At 34.4% G+C, this 20,899-nt stretch carries 14 protein-coding genes; 7 read left to right on the top strand and 7 right to left on the bottom strand.

All coding sequences use genetic code 11. The features are described from left to right. The first annotated feature begins 35 nt into the window (after nucleotides 1–35). The 7 genes from OZP07_RS14225 (at nucleotide 36) to OZP07_RS14195 (ending at nucleotide 8,217) form a co-directional block, all read left to right on the top strand. The gene (locus tag OZP07_RS14225; RefSeq protein ID WP_281635610.1) at nucleotides 36–602 is read left to right on the top strand and encodes a metallophosphoesterase family protein; all 567 of its coding nucleotides are present in this window, start codon (nucleotides 36–38) and stop codon (nucleotides 600–602) included. A 21-nt stretch (nucleotides 603–623) separates the two neighbouring features. Further along, on the top strand, nucleotides 624–1,169 hold the full coding sequence (locus OZP07_RS14220; protein WP_281635609.1) for a 3'-5' exonuclease: 546 nt from the start codon (nucleotides 624–626) through the stop codon (nucleotides 1,167–1,169). A 238-nt stretch (nucleotides 1,170–1,407) separates the two neighbouring features. Then, nucleotides 1,408–2,034, top strand: coding sequence for a hypothetical protein (locus tag OZP07_RS14215; RefSeq protein WP_281635608.1), 627 nt, complete (start codon nucleotides 1,408–1,410; stop codon nucleotides 2,032–2,034). A 34-nt stretch (nucleotides 2,035–2,068) separates the two neighbouring features. After that, the gene (locus OZP07_RS14210; RefSeq protein ID WP_281635607.1) at nucleotides 2,069–3,199 is read left to right on the top strand and encodes an AAA family ATPase; all 1,131 of its coding nucleotides are present in this window, start codon (nucleotides 2,069–2,071) and stop codon (nucleotides 3,197–3,199) included. 1 nt (nucleotide 3,200) lies between these two features. Next, nucleotides 3,201–3,899 (top strand): hypothetical protein, encoded by a 699-nt coding sequence (locus OZP07_RS14205; protein WP_281635606.1) that lies wholly within the window; start codon nucleotides 3,201–3,203, stop codon nucleotides 3,897–3,899. 6 nt (nucleotides 3,900–3,905) lie between these two features. Continuing rightward, nucleotides 3,906–6,443 carry a ribosomal protein L7/L12 gene (locus OZP07_RS14200; RefSeq protein WP_281635605.1) on the top strand — a complete coding sequence of 846 codons (2,538 nt, stop codon included), beginning with the start codon at nucleotides 3,906–3,908 and terminating at the stop codon, nucleotides 6,441–6,443. Then, nucleotides 6,433–8,217, top strand: a complete 1,785-nt coding sequence (locus tag OZP07_RS14195; RefSeq protein ID WP_194639050.1) for a hypothetical protein — start codon at nucleotides 6,433–6,435, stop codon at nucleotides 8,215–8,217. Before OZP07_RS14200 ends, OZP07_RS14195 begins: the two co-directional genes overlap by 11 nt. Nucleotides 8,218–8,286: 69 nt before the next feature. On the opposite strand, the gene OZP07_RS14190 is transcribed toward OZP07_RS14195, so the two are convergent. From OZP07_RS14190 to OZP07_RS14160, 7 genes are all read right to left on the bottom strand, one after another. Next, on the bottom strand, nucleotides 8,287–9,141 hold the full coding sequence (locus OZP07_RS14190; RefSeq protein WP_194639048.1) for a hypothetical protein: 855 nt from the start codon (nucleotides 9,139–9,141) through the stop codon (nucleotides 8,287–8,289). 159 nt (nucleotides 9,142–9,300) lie between these two features. Beyond that, nucleotides 9,301–11,082, bottom strand: a complete 1,782-nt coding sequence (locus tag OZP07_RS14185) for an AMP-dependent synthetase/ligase (protein ID WP_281635604.1) — start codon at nucleotides 11,080–11,082, stop codon at nucleotides 9,301–9,303. 153 nt (nucleotides 11,083–11,235) lie between these two features. After that, nucleotides 11,236–12,996, bottom strand: a complete 1,761-nt coding sequence (locus OZP07_RS14180; protein WP_281635603.1) for a patatin-like phospholipase family protein — start codon at nucleotides 12,994–12,996, stop codon at nucleotides 11,236–11,238. Between the two features lie 250 nt (nucleotides 12,997–13,246). After that, nucleotides 13,247–13,690 carry a hypothetical protein gene (locus tag OZP07_RS14175; RefSeq protein WP_194639037.1) on the bottom strand — a complete coding sequence of 148 codons (444 nt, stop codon included), beginning with the start codon at nucleotides 13,688–13,690 and terminating at the stop codon, nucleotides 13,247–13,249. 116 nt (nucleotides 13,691–13,806) lie between these two features. Next, on the bottom strand, nucleotides 13,807–14,691 hold the full coding sequence (locus OZP07_RS14170; RefSeq protein ID WP_281635602.1) for a hypothetical protein: 885 nt from the start codon (nucleotides 14,689–14,691) through the stop codon (nucleotides 13,807–13,809). A 411-nt stretch (nucleotides 14,692–15,102) separates the two neighbouring features. Next, nucleotides 15,103–18,762, bottom strand: coding sequence for a phosphoribosylformylglycinamidine synthase (gene purL / locus OZP07_RS14165; RefSeq protein ID WP_281635601.1), 3,660 nt, complete (start codon nucleotides 18,760–18,762; stop codon nucleotides 15,103–15,105). A 412-nt stretch (nucleotides 18,763–19,174) separates the two neighbouring features. Further along, nucleotides 19,175–20,686 carry a hypothetical protein gene (locus OZP07_RS14160; RefSeq protein WP_281635600.1) on the bottom strand — a complete coding sequence of 504 codons (1,512 nt, stop codon included), beginning with the start codon at nucleotides 20,684–20,686 and terminating at the stop codon, nucleotides 19,175–19,177. Nucleotides 20,687–20,899: the final 213 nt, after the last annotated feature.

Here is a 20,899-nt window from a genome sequence, read left to right as displayed (position 1 = left end):
GTGTAAAGAATGGTTTCAGTTTAAAAAATTAAAAAATGAATCAAAATATATTTTTTACGTCTGATCATCATTTTGGTCATACGAATATAATCAGGTTTAGTGAACGGCCGTTTGCTTCGGTAGAAGAAATGGATGCGGAACTCATTAAACGATGGAATGAAAAGGTGAGTCCGCGGGATATTGTCTATCACTTAGGGGATATTTCGCTGGCGAGACCAGAACGGACAAAAGAAATTTTGGACCAGTTAAATGGTTCAATTTTCCTGGTGAAAGGCAATCACGATAAATCAGCACTGAGTTATGCGAAACGATTTGAATGGATTAAGGATTACTACGAATTAAGTGTTACCGATGAAGACGCTTCAAACGGAAGACAAAAAATAATCCTATTTCACTACGCAATGAAAGCCTGGAGAAGTTCTTTTAGAGGTACTTGGCATTTATACGGCCACTCTCACGGCCATTTGTTTAATGACGAAACTTCCCGCTCTTTTGATGTTGGGGTTGACTGTCATAATTATGGACCGCTTTCTTATAATGAAGTGAAAGAACTCATTTTGAAGAAAGACTGGAAAGCTCCTTTTGGAGACAGAGAATTGTAAATTTTTTAAAAATTAGAAAAAATGAAAACTACAGATAAAATTATTATTATCGATTTAGAAGCCACATGCTGGCAGGGCACAGTTCCGCAGGGCCAGCAAAACGAAATTATTGAAATTGGCTTGGCCGTTCTGGATACAGAAACCGGCGCAATTTCTAAGAATAAAGGAATATTGATAAAACCGCAGCGTTCAGCGGTGAGTTCCTTTTGTACCGAACTGACCACAATTACCCAGGATTTACTGGATAAAAACGGAGTTAGTTTCGAAGATGCCGTCAATCAGCTGATTGATGAGTACAATCCGGATTTGTACACTTGGGCTAGTTACGGCCAGTACGATTTGAATATGCTTACAAAACAGTGTAAATTGTTTGGAGTTCCTTATCCGATGGGAGCAGAGCATATTAATGTAAAAGAGCTTTTTAAAGAAAAGTTTGGGTTAGTAAAACCAACTGGAATGAACGGTGCTCTGCATTTGCTTACTATTCCGTTAGAAGGGACTCATCATAGAGGCATTGACGATGCAAAAAACATCGCTAAAATTTTGCATTGGTGTCTGAAAAACTAGAATTTTTTAAAAGAAAATAGCTGCTGCCGATTAAGAGAGCTATAGAAGGAAACTGCAGTTATTTGGTATCTGCAGTTTCTATTTTCATTAGAGAATACAGCTTTTTTAATTATATAATTTTCAGCAAATGCCAGATTTAATGATATATTTGCTATTAAGCAGTTTAGCAGGAATATGTTTATTAAAGGGTTTTCTCTAATAAATAAATTTTTAATAGAAAGAAGCATAATTTAGAATTATGAATGAAACGAAAATACCTTTTTTAGATACCATTTATCATCTTAGAACTATCGAACAGGTTATTTTGTATGATAAATTAATTACTATTTCAAAAAAAGAAGAAACAGAAACTATTTTGTTTTTAGAAACGGAATATGACAGGGAAATTTTAGAATACCCTGGAATCGTACCGGCTTTTAATCAAGAGGCTGCTTTGTGGGCTGCCAAAACGGTATATTTAGCTGCCCAGCTATTATTGAACAGAGCACATAAAATAAGTGATTTGGAACTGCTTTTGCCAGAATGGAAAGGACAGCAGGATGCTTCGGCAATTATTTCCGCTGATCTATGTCTGCGTTTTTTGCCACAGATTACTGCTGAAATGAAAAGAATAGACCCAGAGGATTTAGTGATTCCTATTTTAGAAAAACATTTAATTCAGTTTCATTATTCCGCTATTGGATTTGATATTGATACTGAAAGTATAAACTACGATATTGTTTCGGTAAATGAATGTCTGCGGCAGCTTTATATTGATCGTATTGTACATAGAAAAGCTGTGAAATCTGCTCAATCTGATTTCATCAAAAAGCAATTAGAAATAGGATTTGGAGATTATAAAAAAATATTCTGGTCCCAGCTGTAAATTAATTAAACGAATAAAAATTAGAAGTAAATAAATGAATGCTACCGATAAATTAAATGCTGTTTTAAAGCATATAAAAGAAACTTTTGTTGGAAAAAATGAAATTATTGATCTGTTGGGGATTGGCTTATTGGCAAGAGAAAATGCTTTTTTGCTTGGGCCTCCGGGAACCGCAAAAAGTGCGATTATCAGATCATTGTCCAAAGGAATTGAAGGAGATAAGAACTTCGAATATCTTTTAACCCGTTTTACAGAACCAAATGAAATTTTTGGACCTTTTGATATTCGCAAACTTAAAGAAGGCGAACTAATAACAAATACAGAAGGTATGATGCCAGAAGCTTCAATGGTTTTCCTTGATGAGATTTTCAATGCTAACTCGGCAATTTTGAACAGTTTGCTGATGGCACTTAACGAAAAAATATTTCGTCGCGGTAAAGAAACTAAAAAATTGCCAGCACTTATGTTTGTTGGTGCAAGTAACGTTTTGCCGGAAGATGAAGCATTGAACGCATTATTAGACCGTTTCTTAATTCGTATAAAATGTGACTATGTAGAACCAGATTTACTTCATCAGGTATTATTAGCAGGATGGAAATTAGAAAGTGCGGATTCAAAAGAAACACCGACAATTTCGGCTGATGAGGTTCGTGATCTGCAGCAGCTTTGCCGTAAAATTGATTTGACTGCTGTACGAAATGAATATGTAGATATAATTCACAGTCTTAGAAATACAGGAATAAAAGTATCGGACAGACGTGCCGTAAAACTTCAGAATCTTATCGCTGCCAGTGCATTAATGTGCGGCAGAAATGAAGCGATTGTATCTGATTTTTGGGTGCTGAAATATATCTGGGACAATGAGGAACAAATTGAGATATTAGAAGGAATAATTAATAAAATTATTGAGAAAGATAATTCTGAATCAGCACATCCGCAGGCCTTGTACAATAAAACGCCTGACTCAGAAAGTGTGATGAAAGAAGTCTATTTTTTAACCGAAAAATGGCAGGATGAGAATCTTTCTTTTGAGGAACAAAATGTGATTAAAGACAAACTGAGATATATTCAAACGCGCTGTGATTGGATTAAAGACGCAGAAAAGAAAAAATACATTCAGGATCATATAGAGTCTTTGTGGCAGAGAATTCTACAAACTATTTAATATGTATTTTTTAGAAATCAATAAAGAACACAAAGAGTTTTTAGGCACAATACGTCATTGGGAAAACCTTAAAACAGCTTATGAAACTAATACAATCTGGGTTAAAGATTTTTCTTCCGAACAAATTAATTCGGCCGAAATACTGCAGATTCCGTATGCAAAAATATTTGTGTTAAAGGAGAATTTACTTTTTGAAAAAGATAAACTTTTACCAGTAAAAAAACTTCCTTCTGGATTATTGTGGACACCCATTTTGAGAGCTTTGCCTGTTTCTCTTCCAAAGTTTAATCATAACTTTTTTGGTATTGATCAAAAAATAAAAATGGTTTTAAAGCCTTCAGAAAATGTAAAAGAAGCTTATGCTTTATTGACAGATTATGAGGAAGCGAAGTCATATATTTTAACAGCACCAAAATATAGGCTGGAGCCATTGCGCTGGGTTGTAATCGATAAAAAAGTATTGATTATCGGAACTCCTTTACTGCCCTTAAAAGGTGATTCGTATTGGTTTGATAACAATTTTTTAATTCCTTCCGGATATGATTTTGAATGGAATGTTTTGACAAAAATACTTCAGAAACAATTAAATCCTTTTGAAGAGAATATCATATTCTGGAACAAGGACAGTAGCTATTCTTCCATACTTAAAAATAATATTAAAGAACTGTCAATTAGTTCATTTCGCTTAACTTTTTCATAAAATAAAATGGAATTTCAAAGATATTTTCAATCATTTGCCGACTATTTCTGGGAATGGGACAATCAAATATTTTCTTCGGACAGCGTATTTGAGACGATTACAATTCCGAATGGACCGACTATTGCTTATGAAAAATTTGTCTTTGAAATTTTAGAGCATCTTTCTCAAAATAGTATTCCGCCGTTTGGAACCTTATTGCTGGCGATAATTGCGACCAATCATGACAGTGATCAGGCTATTGCTATGATCGATACATGGGCAAAAAGCAGAGAAATAAGCAAAACTTTTCCCGTTGAACATTCCTTTAGATTAGGAGCTGCGATTGGGTTTATGAAACAGCTTTCGGCTTTGCCTGATGACTATAAAAGCGGAGAAAAAAGATTAAAACTGTTTCAGACGATTTTTGAGGAATGTCATAACCGAATTTCTTCTGATAGAGCTGAGAAAATTCTGGATGAATATAAAAATCACAGGCATCATCTGGTAAGAGCATCAGTTAAAGAAGAATTTAATGAAGCTAATTTCATAAAGGACTTCAGAACGCTGGCTATGCTGAAAGTAAGGTTTCCAAAAGTACAGTCAATTTTAAATGCGATGGAAGGTGTGCCGTATGAGGACTTGAAAGATAAACTGGAAGAGGAAATTTTAGAAGAAAAGAATCTGTCAGATTCTGCTGATTTTGTCGAAGAACTTATTCAGGATGACCGTACGTTTCAGGTTGGAAGTCTTATTAGGAGATTATGGTCGGGATTGCATATTCCGCTGCATCATAATCATCCCAGTGAACAGCCAATGGGAGGGATTTCGGATTTAACCAATAAAGGAGATTTTGATAAATTGGTTATTTCTGAATTTGCTTATGATGATGATGTGTTTATGTCCCGAATTGCAAATAATGAAGCATTGTATATTCAAAGAGAAGTTCCGCCGGAAGCAGATAAGTTTGAGCGGATTTTGTTAATCGATGTATCTCTTAAGAATTGGGGAAACCCTAAGATTTTATCTTATGCTTCGGCCATTGCTATTGCAAGACATCCTAAAACAGATATAAAATGCAGAATTTTTGTGGTTGGACAGGATTTTAAACAAGTCTCTTTAGAAAAAGTTCAGGAGGTAATTAATGCGTTGGGCGAACTTAGTATTAAACTGGATTGCTCAATAGGAATTAATTCTTTCTTTCAGCAAAATGAAATTAGCAGTAAAAATCAGGAAGTTTTTCTTTTTTCTTCAGAAGAAAGTTTAAAACTGGCTCCTATGCAAAAGGTTTTGAGTGAATATTTTTCTGAAATTAAGTACGTTTTCGAGATGGAGATGGAAAGTATCAAGATTTATAAAAATCAGAATAAAGGCAGGAAAATGCTCCAGCAGATTATAATGCCTTTGGATGAATTGTGGTACAAAGAAAAGAAGGATTTACCTCGAAAAACTCGAGATACATCAATAGATAAAATTCCGCTGCTATATCCGGTTGAAAGAAATTATAAAAATATTTTTCATGATGGTAAGGATTACTATATGTATATAAATAGAAGTTTATTTCTATTTACTGATACTGATTTTAACAAAGGATTAAAAAAAATAGCATCAAATCTTCCTTTTGGAGATGGTGTGTTGGCAATAAAAATAAATAGCAATGGACAAAAACTATTTTTATGTTTTTACCATGATCGTGAGCAGAATGTTAGTATAATGAATCTTGATACGCAAGAGTTAAAGAATGGTGTACTTTCTTATAGTGAACTGAGCGGTACAAAAATTACCGCATTTGAATTTAGCGGGGAGTTCTATTTAACTGATGATGTGTCATATTTGAAAATCCATGATGATTTAAAAACAGAGTATGCGGACAGGGATGTTGTAAAAGAAGCTTTTTTAAATTATACTCGAAAACGAACTTCCTTTATTGATAATTTTATGAAAAGTAAATTTAAATACAGTGTAATTAAAAGGATAAAAGGTTTTTCAATTGTAAACAATCGCATAGAAGTTAACGGATTCGATTTCGTTCATTTAGAATTTTCAAAGAAACATTACTATTATGCTGGCGAGTCTGGAGATGTCTCCATACGTTTTGATGAAAAGGTTAATCTTATTCTAAAAAACAGAGGAGAATCATTTTTGGATCTTGTTAAAGTAATAAAAGAAAATACGGGTCAGTCTTTGGTTAAAAGTAAAGAAATTGTTGAAGATGAACTTGGAGTTGTTTTAAATAATGTAACAAGGGAAAACGCTGAAGAACTAAAAAAAATTATAGAAAGCAAGGGAGCGGTTTGTTATATAGAAACATTGTTTTTTGAGTCTAAAGATGGAAGTAAAGTAACCAATAAAGACGGAATTCTGATTTTTGAAAGCAGCAATGACGAAATACCTAAATTTTATATTCCTTTTATAATTGACGGAAGAACCGTTATGGCGACAGAAATTGAGTATTCGGGGAATGATTATTTTATTTCTGATTCTGTTATGGAAAGCATAAAAGAAAAAGAGTTCATGGAAAAATATATAGAGCCATTTATACATAATATAAAACAGCATGGAACTTAAACTTAGAATAAATTCTAAAAATACATATCCGAAGGGAGGCATTTTAATTAAAAGTGCCTCAGCGGAAGTATGGCTTCGTGAAGTTCAAAATTTAGGGTTAACTCTTGACGCAGTAAAAATTTTCCCCGTTCCGGCTATTCGTGCTAATGAGTTATTTGGCTGTTTGATAGTATTTAATCAGGAGAAAAGTAAAATTGATGAGATTGGTAAAAATAATTTTTGTCAATTGATTGAAAATAAATTATTTATCCCTGAAAATGCAATCGTGACACCGCAATTGACAAAAACTGAATGGCATAACCTGTTTTCAGAAAACTATCATTTTTTGCATCCTGAAATTGGTTTGATTGAATTAAAAGAGGAAGTTTCGTGGATAGATATACTAGAAACACCAGTTGTAAGGAATACTGAAATACAGCAGCCATCAAAAACAATTGCCATACCTCAGTATATTTCGTCATTGCGTTATGAAGTAGATCCCGAAAAGGTTTTAGAGGTTATTGAACAGCCGTTTTCAGAAGAAGAAGCCATGAATGAGCTGCCTTTTGATCTGCGGGAGATTATGAAAGGAAACCAAGATGAGATGGATAAGTTCTTAAAATTTTTTGATGAAAATCCAGAATTAGCTTTAAAAATGGCAATTCCGCTCGATATATTAGGTTCAGCAAGAGGAGGTTATAATGGACAGTTTTCTTTTGAAGGAAATAATTCCGGCGGAGGCTCTTTTGCAGGAGGCAAAGAGAATATATTTAATAGATCAGGAAGCGAATCTTATGTAATTGTTTTTAGGATAATTTTTGTACTATTCATTCTATTTAATATCAGAGGATGTGATTTTAACAGTGTACATTTAGGTGCTAACCCAGTTGTAGTAATATTTATCGTCATTTTACTGCTCGCTTTAATTGTTGTAATGGCAATAAATAGCAGCTACTCTTCCAGTCCTTCTATAGACTATTCCCAATCTAAAAAATATTCGGGAGGAAGTTCTGCTTTAATTGATTCTGAAAGGTTTGCGACTATTCAAAGCCGGTATGAAAAACTGGCAGAGAAGTTTATTGAAAAGAAAGATTACATAAAAGCAGCACATATTTATATGAAACTGCTTAAAAATCATTCTAAGGCGGCGGAGGTACTTGAAAAAGGAGAATTGTATAGTGAAGCTGCTGCTATTTATTTAAAATACTTGAATAATAAACACAAATCTGCCGAATGTTATGAAAAAGGACATGTTTACAAACAGGCAATCGAACTATATATTGAACTTAACCAGCATGAAAAAGTAGGTGATTTGTATAGTATTTTGAAAAACAAAGAAGAGGCTGACAAGCATTATAGTATAGTTATAGAAAATTATAAAAGGAATAACCAATACGTGAAAGCTTCCTTTATTTACAAAGATAAAATCAATGATATAAACGAAGCACAGGAGATACTTTTGACAGGCTGGAAAAACAACAAAGATGCGGCCAATTGTTTAAACAACTATTTTGTAAACATCAAATCGACTGAAAAATTATCAGAATCCATAATATCAATTTACAATGCAGAGGTGTCGCCGGAGAATTCTGAAATGTTTCTGCAGGTAATGAAACATGAGTTTAAAAGGAATCAGAATTTAGAAGGAATAACTAAAAACATTGCCTATGAAATTGTAGCTGATAGAGTTAACAAAAGACCTGAAATTGTTTCTGAGTTAATTTATTTTAACAAAAAGAATAAATCTATCATCAAAGATGTAATGTATTATAAACTTAAAGTAAAAAGAAAATAAAAAAGTATTTGTTCCAAAAGTAAAAGGCTGCCTTTTTACTTTTGGTTAAATTATTTCGATTAATAAAAGTCAGACAGAAGCTGTATTCTGATCAGTTTCCGGTCTTTTTACAAGTCTGGAATAAATCAGGTATTCAATAAAGGGAAGTGATAGAAAAAACACGAAAAATAGTAATTCATGTTTCAGGATTTCTTTAAAAACAAAATCAAGGACAGACTGCAGTTTATGTCCCATTTCAGATTGTAATGAAAGTTCAATTTTTTGAGGTTCTGCCTGATCTAATTTTTTTAAAAGAGATTTGAATTGAGCGTAATCAATGTTTTTTACGTTTTTCATATCTGCCTTATCATCCGCCACTTTCATGAAACCGTATACACAGGCGCTATAAACATCTGATTCGTATTTTTTGAGCAGATAGGAGGTCGAGGAATTCTTAAGTTTATCTACAGATGCAAAGCCACTGTTATTTTGTTTGATATAAACAGCCAGAGCTTGTGCCATGGATCTGCTGACACCTTCTGAAGAATTGGATATGTTTTGGAGGGAATGCAAAAAATCTTTTTTTTCTTTCTCTGATGAAAAAGCAGTCCCAATTGTATTCGAATAAATATGTGCTGCTATATTTTTATTTTCTTTTTCCATAATGGAATGCCCTCCGTACAGCAGACCAATCATACTGAAGAAATACAGAAAAACAATTATCAAATAAGGAATCCATAGTTTTACAATCCAGTTGTAATATTTTTTGTCACGGTCAAAAAAGTTTTTTCTGTACAAAACAATATTCAAAACGATGCTCAAAATTAGTCCGAGCATAACAAACAGTACTGTCCAAAATAGAAACAACCCGATATTTGGCAAAATAAATTGTTTGGAAAATTCCCAAACTTCCATCCAGTCAATGATTTCTGTGTATTGTTTCATAGTTTTTTGTAAATAGTAATAACAAGAAGTTTATTTATCTGCGTTCTTTCAAAAATAGAATTATTTAAAGAATTTCTGTTATTTCGAATTAAAAGTTTTGTTAAAAAAAAATCCCGACAGAAAACCGTCAGGACTTTATTTTTTAGTATGTCAAACTATTTACAGTGTATGCCCGTAAATTTTTTGATAAAGATCTTTGTAAATTTCTTTGATGATTTTACGCTTTAATTTTAGAGTAGGAGTGAGATGTCCGCCGTTTATTGACCAGACATCAGCAGTTAATTCAAAACGTTTGACCTGTTCCCAGTTTCCGAATTTTTCGTTTAGAGTATCAACTTCCTGCTGGATTCTTTCTATCACTTTTGGGTTGGAAATAATCTCCTGATTGGTTGTGCCTAATTGAACCGAATGTAATTTAGCCCATTCTTTGACAAATTCAAAACTCGGCTGTATGAATGCGCCAGGCATTTTTTCACCGTCACCAATTACCATAATCTGTTCGATAAAACGAGACTGTTTCATCGTGTTTTCAATAAGCTGAGGAGCAATATATTTTCCTCCAGAGGTTTTAAACATTTCTTTTTTGCGGTCAGTAATCGATAAAAATCCGTCTTTATCAACATTTCCGATATCTCCAGTATGAAAATAACCGTCAATTATGGCTTCGGCTGTTTTTTCAGGGTCTTTGTAATAGCCCATCATTACATTTGGACCTTTGCAGAGGATTTCGCCGTCTTCGGCAATTTTTACTTCTACATTATTTATGATTTTACCGGCAGTGCCAATTTTAAAGCCTTTGTTTCTAAAATCATTTACAGATATTACAGGAGAAGTTTCAGATAATCCGTAGCCTTCCATAATGTATATTTCTGCAGCGGCAAAAACTCTTGCTAATCTTGGCTGTAATGCAGCACTTCCGTTTACTATTAAATCTAATTTTCCGCCAAGTCCTTCTTTCCATTTGCTGAAAATCAGTTTTCGGGCTAGTTTTAACTGTAGCTCATACCAGAATCCGTTTACGCCATAAGGCTCATATTTCAAACCCACTTCAACAGCCCAAAAGAAAAGTTTCTTTTTGATTCCGGTCAGGTCAGCACCTTTGGCAATAATCTTTTCGTAAACTTTCTCAATAAGTCTTGGTACGCCAGTCATTACTGATGGTCTTACTTCTTTTATATTATCGGATATTTTTTCTATGGATTCGCCAAAATAAATAGAACAGCCATAAAACTGATAAATATAAGTTACCATTCGCTCATAAATATGGCAGATAGGAAGGAAACTCAAAGCACGGCTTACTCCTGGATCAAAAGGGATTCTGTCTGCACTGTCCAAAACATTGGAAACAATATTTTTATGAGAAAGCATTACGCCTTTAGGTCTTCCGGTTGTTCCCGAAGTATAAATGATTGTGGCTAAATCTTCTGGATTTACATTGTTTTTTATATTTTCTAAAATATTCTGATTGCTTTTGTCTTCACCTGATTTCAGCAATTCATTCCAATTTTTGCATCCATCAATTTCATTAAAAGAATAAATCTCTTTTAGCGAAGGAACATTGGCTCTTATATTGTTGACTTTATTGAAAACTTCTATATCCGAAACGAATACATACACGGCCTCCGAATGATTCAGGATATATTCATAATCTTCTTCGGTAATGGTTGGATATATAGGGACATTTTGAGCGCCTGTCTGTAAAACACCAACATCCATAATATGCCATTCTGTTCTGTTATTGCTGGAAATGACTGCAATCTTATCATTTTTCTGTACGCCCATTCTTAGCAGTGCTCTCGAAACAGCATTTGCTTTATCTATATATTCCTGGGTTGAGGTTTTCTCCCAAACTCCGTTTTGCTTTGTCACCAAAGCATCTGATTTGTTGTAATTTTCTAGCTGATAGTAAGGAAAATCAAAGAGTCTGGTGATCTTTATCATTATGGCGATTATTAAATTGTATCGCAAATTAAATAAAAATTAATAATATTTTTTATTTTATGCGGATTAATTACAGCGGATATAATTACAATATTGGTAATCAGCGAAATCGTTTTCTTAAAATTACCTCAAAAAACTGTTTCTCCCTCGTTTTTAATACGTTTCCTCTCGATTTGGAGAATAATTGCTTATTAGATTCGATTTGTAAAGAGAGTTTTTAATTGAGCTGGCCACTTTTTTCCATATTATTTTATTGAGTATTGCAAAAGAACCAACTTTTAGCAGGAAAAGAGTTGCCGAACTTAGTTTTACAATATTTAATATAATTTTTTCGGCTCTGTTTTTTACTGGTTTTTCATATCCGTTGATGAAATTTTCAGAGACTTTTGGCCAATTTCCTCCACAGGAAAAAGTAGGTATCGGGAATGTATCTGGTGCTGCTTCGGGCTTGAAAATGGGGATAATCGGATAGCTTCTTTTTCCATCGGCACCTACAACTGCATATTTGCTTTTATCGACTCCGCTGTATCCTTCTGAAAATATTGGGTTTGCCAGCAGTGCATCTTCTGGAATTGTAAAATACTTTCTCAAAAACATTTCGCAATTGTATTTTCCTAAAAAGTAGTCATGAATTCTAAATTCTTTATTCAAAAAACCGCCAAATCCGCCCATTGTCCCACAAGCGATTGCTTTTTCTCCAAAAAAATCTTTGAACGTACCATCGATATCTTCTCTTTTTCGAGAAGGAGAAATTATAAATTGACTGGCATCCTCCTGTTCCATTGCGCTGCGGTAATTTATTGGTTTTGCACGCATTTGGGCTGTCATTGCCGAAAAAGTTTCGGATATAATATTCGTTAGGTTTTGACTGTAATTAAAGTCTTCTGTTTTATCCAGACTAGGGAAAGGATCAATCATTAAAACCGTATTTTCAAAATTTTTGTAAAGTGAGTTAATCTCATTAAGGAATTCTTGTTTTTCATCCTTATTCAGGGTTTTATATTCGGAATCTCTTTGCTCTATTGTAATTTCATCCAGCAGATATCTCACTTTTTCAAAAGGTTCATTGTTTATCATTCCTCCATCAACATTTAGTGTTTTTAGCGGATTTTCGGTAACTGGACTATTCTGGAAAATGTCTTTTAGCCACGGAATAGCATTTACATATGATGAGTCTCTTTCCAGAATTCTTGATTTTAGACCGACAGGAAATGCTCCAGTAGCCATTGCCGCATCTCGTGCAGTTTTTATAAAATCTCCGGTTTTGAAATTCAACGGCATCCAGCCCAATGTTTGAGGAGTTTGTGTATTTTCGTCAAAAAGTTCAAAACAAGCATAGTCATTATGGACTGCCATATTGTATTTTTCTTTTCGGATGCCTCCGTTAAAATCGGTATTGTAATTAAATCCGTTTAAGTTAGAAAGTGTAGTGAATATTTTCACAGGCATTTCAAAAAAGGGTGGTGCTGCTTTCCATTTTTTTATATCCGATTGTATCATTTTTACAGCGATATCATCTATGAAATTGGAGTTGAGAAGCGATACCACATTACCTGATGAAATGTCTGAGGGATCGAGCATTTTCAGAAACATATCTTTTTCTGTTAAGTCAACCCAGCTATGATAGAGTTTGTTTTCGGGATGTTCGTCCAGAAGATTTGATTTGTTTGGTAAAGGAACTGGTTTGATTTCATTGTTTATTGTACTGGCTGTTAATAAAGATGTCATTCCGCCAGCCGAAGCTCCTCCCATTATTGGTATGACTACTTTATGGCTGGGTACATTTGGCTGTCCTTTTCTTTTTTCCCATTCGCTCAAAGCTTCCATTATATAATCCATTACGCCTGCAGTATAGGCACCTGCAGAGACTGCTCCTGCCATACATATTCCGATTCTAAAGGTTTTATTTGTCATACTTTTTGAGTTTTAAGTGTGTTTTAAAAATAAAGGCCGTTGTAAATGTAGTAATAATGCTTCAATAAAAAAATGAATTTTAATTTTAATGTATTGATTATTAATTAGTTATTTGTAATAAGCAAAAAAGCGTTCATTTTTAGATGAACGCTTTTTTAGTACTTATTTTAACAGCTTTTATCGATCCAGATTTTATCTCAAAATGATTATTTTTTCATTTTTCAGAATAATTGATTGAGTTAAAGAATAATTATTCAATATATTCTTTTACGCGTTCGCCTGAGATGAACATTTTCTTTTTGTCATAATGAATGGAAAACTGCTGCAGTATCCATTCGTTTTTATCATTTGACTTAGAATGTGCTGAAGTGTTTTTTTTGTACCAAAAAGAATATGTAGCACTATTGAATCCTTCCTTGAAAATAGGAATTCCTGCTTCGGAACATTCAATTCCCCAAATGATATTTTCTTTGGTTAAGTCTTCGTTTTGCATAATTCCAGTTCCGTCTTCGTTAAGAATTGTTGTAGGCGCAATTTGATTCACATAGGTGTAAATGCCGGTAATCGGGTAACCAATAACATTTGCCAGATAATGATCTTTTCCTTTGTCTTTGATTTTTGTAATTTTAATTTGGGCAAAAGAATTTGAGGCACTCAGTAGAAGCGCTGTAAGCAGTAATGTAAAATTTTTCATGGCTGTAGGTTAAATTATAGAAGAATTAAAGAGTAAAGGGCATCACTTTTTAATTTTTTGTTAAGTATTTATTCTTGAGTTTTGGCTAAGATACAAAGCAGGTTTTAGATAAAAAACTATAAATAGGTGTAATTATAAAGATATAAATAGCCTTCATTAAACTTCTTGCTTCCCTGCGGTGTATAAATGTAGCTTTTTACTTTTTTCTCAACTGCATTTCCGTTGGAATCAAGTTTGTAAGAGAAAACTGTTTCTTCATTTGGGTATTTTGTTGCATTGTCCGAATTAATGGTTACTATATTGGTAAGTCTGCTGTTGCGGTCGTATTTGTAAATATTTTTAGAAAATGGCATTCCAGATTTTGTAGTCAGAGATTCATTAATTAATCCATTGCTGTCGTAGCTGTATTTGGTAACTAAATCATTAGTCTGGTAATCTACTTGGAAAATTTGGTTGTCATCATTAAAATGGTAGAAGTATTCCTTTCGGGCAGTTACTTTTTTTGGCATTCCTTCTATATAATCTTCGCCTTTAAATAAAATATTTTTCTTTTGAACGTACTTATAATCTACTGCAGAAAAAACAGGATCTTTTTCAGCTGTATTGATGGTATCGGTATTGGTTGTGTCTTTTTGGTGTAATATAAGTGTTGTCTCAATATCGATATGAGAGACAAAACCTTTGTTAGTGTAACTGAAGAAGCTCTTTTTTGATTGCTGATTTCTCAGTGTTTCTTCAATTTCTTTTGTTAAACCATTTGTGTCAAACTTATATATATTACTTACTGATGCAGAATCGTTTGCCGTATGACCTTGGACATCTGTTGCAAATTTATGTTCCTGCATTTCTTTTACGTTTCCTTTTAATTTTAACAGCTGGGTGTTTACACCTAATTCAAGCAAAGGATTTATTCTCATTAATACATCAGCAGATTGTGCAGATACAGAATTGATAACGAGCAGTAAGCTTAAAACTAAAAATGGTTTTTTTAAAAAATTCATTGGGGGCTTTTTAAAAATTATTTTGTGATTTAGAACTAAAATTATTCATAAAAAAAACGTCTCTGATATTGCAGGAGACAGGCTGTAAGGCAAATAAAATTTTAATTGCTAAAGTCTTATTTGATTGTAATGCCTTTTCTTTTTTTGGCGAATATAGTTCAAAATTTAATAGAAAAACAGAATAGAAATTATATCGCCAGACTTTTTTTGAACATTTTTTTATTCAGAATAATAAAATGAATTTTGAAGATATTGTTGTAGATTTTTTTGAGAATTTACTAAAAAGACTTATAAAAAAATACTTGGTATTAGTTAAGCATAGGCATATAAAAATAGTTAGGCAAAAAAAAACCGTCTCTAAAAAAAATAAGAGACGGTTACTGGAAAATAAGATCTTAAATATTAAGAGAATTATTTGTTTGTATTGTCAATCCATTTTTTAGCATTGACAAAAGCTTCGTGCCAAGGCGTAACCTCGTCATTTCTGTCTTTTGGATAATTGGCCCAGTTCCATTGGAAAGTCGAACGCTCGATGTGAGGCATCATCACCAAGTGACGTCCTGTTATATCACACATCATTGCAGTGTTGAAAGCTGAACCATTTGGGTTAGCAGGATATCCTTCATACCCGTATTTACCAACGATATTGTATTGGTCTTCTGCGTAAGGCAAATTGAATTTTCCTTCACCATGCGAAACCCAGACTCCAAGTGTGCTTCCTGCCAAAGTCGATAACATTACCGATTTGTTTTCCTGGATTTTTACCGAAGTAAAGATACTTTCGTGTTTATGGCTTTCATTATGAAGCATTTTTCCGTGAATTTCGTGTTCAGGATTGATTACTTCCAATTCCATGAACAATTGGCATCCATTACAGATTCCGACAGATAAAGTATCTTCTCTTTTGAAGAAGTTTTTTAATGCTGTATTTGCTTTTTCGTTGTATTTGAAAGCTCCTGCCCATCCTTTGGCAGAACCCAAAACATCCGAATTGGAGAAACCTCCAACCGCTCCGATGAACTGAATATCTTCCAGAGTTTCACGTCCCGAAATCAAATCGGTCATGTGAACGTCTTTTACATCAAATCCTGCCAAGTACATTGCATTTGCCATTTCACGCTCGGAATTACTTCCTTTTTCTCGGATAATCGCTGCTTTCGGTCTTGGTTTTGAAGCATCAATTACAGGTTTTTTTCCTGTAAAATGAGCTGGGAAAGTATAATTTAAAACTTGATTTTTATAATTGTCGAAACGTGCTTGCGCAGTTCCGTTTTTGGCTTGTTTTTGATCTAATAGGAATGAAGTTTTAAACCAGATATCTCTGTATTTTTCAATGTCTAATTTACAAGGACCAAAATCTAAAGCAGCTTCAGAAGTTGCATTTCCTAATTTGAAGAAAGAAACATTATTCGCTTTCAATTTAGCTTCAACTGCTTCATCTGAATTGGCTTGGAAAACCACAGCAATGTTTTCTGAGAAAAGATATTTGATGATGTCTTTTTCTTCAAAAACTGAGAAGTCAATTTTTGCTCCCAAGTTCACATCAGCAAAACACATTTCTAATAAAGTCGTAATCAAACCGCCGCTTCCAATATCGTGTCCAGCTAAAATTTGATTGTCTAAAATCAATTCCTGAAGTGTATTGAAGGCGTTTTTGAAAAATGCTGTATCTTTAATTGTTGGAACTTCATTTCCAATAGCGTTTAATGTCTGTGCAAAAGAAGAACCTCCTAATTTAAATTCGTCCTGAGACAAATTGATATAATAAATAGAACCGCCGTCTTTTTGTAAAACTGGTTCAACAACTTTTCTAATATCGGTACAATTTCCTCCAGCCGAAATAATAACCGTTCCTGGTGCGATTACTTCGTCGTTTGGATATTTTTGTTTCATCGAAAGTGAATCTTTTCCAGTTGGAATATTGATTCCTAGGTCAATTGCAAATTCTGAACAAGCTTCGACAGCTGCGTACAAACGGGCATCTTCACCTTCGTTTTTACAAGCCCACATCCAGTTCGCAGAAAGGGAAACACCTTTCAATCCGTCTTTTATTGGAGCCCAAACGATGTTAGATAAAGATTCAGCAATTGCAGTTCTTGTTCCTGCAACAGGATCAATCAAAGACGCGATAGGAGAGTGCCCAATAGAAGTCGCAACTCCTTCTTTTCCTTGGAAATCCAATGCCATTACACCAACATTGTTCAATGGCAATTGTAATGGTCCTGCGCATTGCTGTTTGGCTACTCTTCCGCCAACGCAGCGGTCCACTTTGTTAGTCAGCCAGTCTTTAGAAGCAACCGCTTCTAGTTGTAAAACCTGCTCTAAGTATGTTGCTATGTTTTTTACATCATAGTTTAAACCGCTGTAGTTGTAATCAATAGTTTTGTCAGTCATTACGGTTTTTGGCGAACTTCCAAAGAAATCTTCCAAAGCATAATCCATTGGTTTTAGACCAGAAGTTTTAGATTCAAATGTAAAACGGTGGTCGCCAGTAACGTCACCAACCTGATACATTGGAGAACGCTCTCTGTCAGCAATTCTTTGTAACGTATCAATATCTTTCTGGCCAATAACCAATCCCATTCTTTCCTGAGATTCGTTACCAATGATTTCTTTTGCGGAAAGGGTAGGGTCACCAACAGGCAGTTTGTCCAAATCGATTAATCCCCCTGTTTCTTCTACTAATTCAGAAAGGCAGTTCAAGTGTCCGCCCGCACCGTGATCGTGAATAGAAACGATTGGGTTGCTGTCGCTTTCTACCAAACCACGAATAGCATTCGCAGCACGTTTTTGCATTTCCGGGTTCGAACGCTGGATTGCATTCAATTCAATTCCCGAACCAAAAGCTCCTGTATCTGCAGAGGAAACTGCAGCACCGCCCATTCCAATTCTGTAGTTTTCTCCGCCAAGAATAACGATTTTGTCACCTTCCTGTGGTTTGTGTTTGATAGCTTGATCCAATTTTCCGTAACCAATTCCTCCCGCTTGCATGATTACTTTATCGTAACCAATTTTACGGTTATTTTCTTCGTGTTCGAAAGTCAAAACCGAACCGGTAATCAATGGCTGTCCAAATTTATTTCCAAAATCAGAAGCTCCGTTTGAAGCTTTGATTAAAATATCCATAGGAGTTTGGTACAGCCATTTTCTTTCGGCTACAGCATCTTCCCAAGGTCTGTTTTCTTCTAATCTTGAATATGAAGTCATATAAACTGCAGTTCCCGCCATTGGCAATGAACCTTGTCCTCCAGCCAAACGGTCACGAATTTCTCCTCCCGAACCTGTTGCAGCACCGTTGAAAGGCTCTACAGTTGTTGGAAAATTGTGCGTTTCTGCTTTTAAGGAGATAACCGAATCAAATTCTTTTATTTCGTAAAAATCAGGTTTGTCGGCAGTTTTTGGAGCAAATTGCTGTACTCTTGGGCCTTTTACAAAAGCCACGTTGTCTTTGTAAGCCGAAACAATATCGTTAGGATTTACCTGAGATGTTTTTTTGATTAATTTGAATAAAGAAGTTTCTTTTTCGATTCCGTCAATAACAAAAGTTCCGTTGAAAATTTTGTGACGGCAGTGTTCTGAATTAGCCTGTGAGAAAGCGAAAATTTCTGAATCGGTTAATTTTCGGCCTAATTTGGCAGCCAGATTATCCAAATATTCTACTTCTTCCTGGCTTAAAGCCAAACCTTCTGCTTTGTTATATGTGGCTATATCATCGATTTCCAGAATAGGTTCCGGCTGTATGTGAATCGTGAAAATATCCTGATCTAATTGATTGAATTTTTGAGAAAGCATTGGGTCAAAATCTGTGAAATCTGCTGTGGCTGGATGAAATTCCTCAATTCTGATAATACCGGAAATTCCCATGTTTTGAGTAATTTCAACCGCATTGGTGCTCCAAGGCGTAACCATAGTGGCACGAGGTCCAACAAAAAAATCCGTCAATGCGGATTTCTCTATTTTATTTGCGTCGGCAAAAAGCCAGTTAAGTTTTGAAATGTCTTGAGCCGAAATTTCGTTTTGCGTTTGTACTGCAAAAACAGTTTTGCTTTGGTTTTCAAAGAAATGGATCATTGTTGTGTAGTTTGTTGTATTTAACGGTGCAAATTTAGTTTAAATAAATAGTAAGAGCAAATGCGAAAAGCAAATAAAATTCAAACACTAATTACACGAATTTGCACTAATTTAATGATATTTGAATTACAGTAAAGGGCACGAATTTTTGGGCTTTTGTATGATTGTTGTAGTTTTTCTTTTTTTGGATATTGGCAAAAAGACAAATTTTTTCCTTTAGCCCCGATTACAGTGAAATCCTCCCTGACTGGGGTTCAGTCAGGGAGATTGAAACGAAAAGCGGGACCAATCTATCCTAAAAAGGCCTAATTTTTCTGCTCCAAAAAAAGAATAACGAGATACAAGATGAGAAGTTTATGTGATTTTTTAGACAAAGGAATTCGTGTAAATTCGTGTAATTAGTGTTTGAATTCTATTTTGGGAACGGTTTATTTTGATAAGCTCCCAAATCTGGAGGAAGTGTTCTGGTGATACCCAAAATATCAAGCGGAATTAAATAAGCAGAATTCCCTTTTGCGAAAGCGGAAGAGGTATTGTCAATATTGAAATTATTGATGTTCGGGTTAAAGAATTTTGGGTCTTTATTGAGGATAATGGCATTATAATGTACTGGATCTGTTTCAAACTGGTAATCAGAATTATTGTTTTTATTTGATTTAATCACACAATTGTTGAATTGATAATTAAAAAGTGCTTCTGGTTTTTTATCCAAAAGCATTTCATTCGAATAGGAACCGTAAATAATACAGTTGTTGAATGCTGCTTGAGTAAGATTTTTTGCTTCTGGGACAGCACCAGAAATGTAATTGCTGATGTAAACCGCTAACTGTCCCGGACTTGACCAGTTGTTGTTGAAAGTACAGTGCGTAAACTTGTAATTTCCTCCGTAAGTACAGGCAAGACTGGCTTGTCCTGTGTAGTTGATAACGATGTTTTCTCCCTCAATTATAGCATTTTTGCCTTGAATGCCGTAATGTGTACAGTTGTAAATCTGTGTGTTTTTTATAGATGCAGCCGTTCCGTTATTGCCTTCGGCCAATAGTCCGACTGTTGCATTTTTGACTGTCAGGTTTTGAATTTTATTGTTGGCACTTCCATTCTGCAGCCAGATTGTGCCCCATTGTCCCGGAATATATGCGAAATCAGGCTGCTGGCGGTCACTGCTGAAAATGACTTCATTTTCCAGTTTGTCAGTCGTGGATTTTGTTCCATTGACTTGAATAGAGGAATTTTTAGAAACAATAAGCCCTGAATTGGCATGAAAATAAACTCTTGCGCCGGGGTCAAATGTTACGGTTTCTCCTTCGGGAACTGCTGCGTATCCGTAAATAACATAGGCTTTTCTGTTGGTAAAATGAAGTTCATTACCATGAATGGGATCGTTTTTGTCTAAATAAAAGCCGTAAATTTTTTCGTTTCCGATAGGGAGTGTTTCAGTAGTTCCGTCAGTATTGCGTTTCGGGTATAACAAAACAGCGTCCTGTACCAAAGTCACTAATTCTACTTTTTGAAGATTAGCGCCACTGTCAAATTCAATTTGGTCGGTATTTAGAAATTCTTTTGGGGTCGAGGAGTCACTTTCTACAGTTGTTTCTATGAAGATATACAGGCTGTCTTTGGCTAGAAGCGTCACATTTTCGAATATTTTGCCTTGATTTCCCTGCGCACCGTCTACACTCATCCGGTATTTTGAGTTTAAGCCTTTGGCAAATTTTATCTGAGGAATATTGATGTCTTTTTTGGAATGGTTATAGACTTTTAGGGCAAAAGTGCTTGAACTCAAATTAGTGAAAACCGTATCCAGATATACCGTATCTTTTGAAAAAGTCAAATCACCTGTACTGGCAGTGGTTTCAAAATCACTCCGGCAGGAGCAGAATGAAAGCAGGATTCCGGTTAAAAGTAATAAGGTGATGCGAGGCATTTGGTTTTATTTTTTGTAAAAATAGGAATAAATTAGTTTTTTTGATTTGTTTATTGGTTTTATACTCAAAATATTTAGGGTCTGTTTAAACTTTATTTAATGTTCTCAAATAAAGTTTAAACTATGTATTTTAGTGCATTCTCTTTTAGCTTCTGAAAAAATATTCATTTTACACAGATTCACAGATTAAAATGATTTTGAAATATGTAAATC

Origin of the sequence: Flavobacterium marginilacus (genome assembly GCF_026870155.1) — a bacterium.
Taxonomy (GTDB): domain Bacteria; phylum Bacteroidota; class Bacteroidia; order Flavobacteriales; family Flavobacteriaceae; genus Flavobacterium; species Flavobacterium marginilacus.
This window is presented reverse-complemented; position numbering and strand designations above follow the sequence as displayed.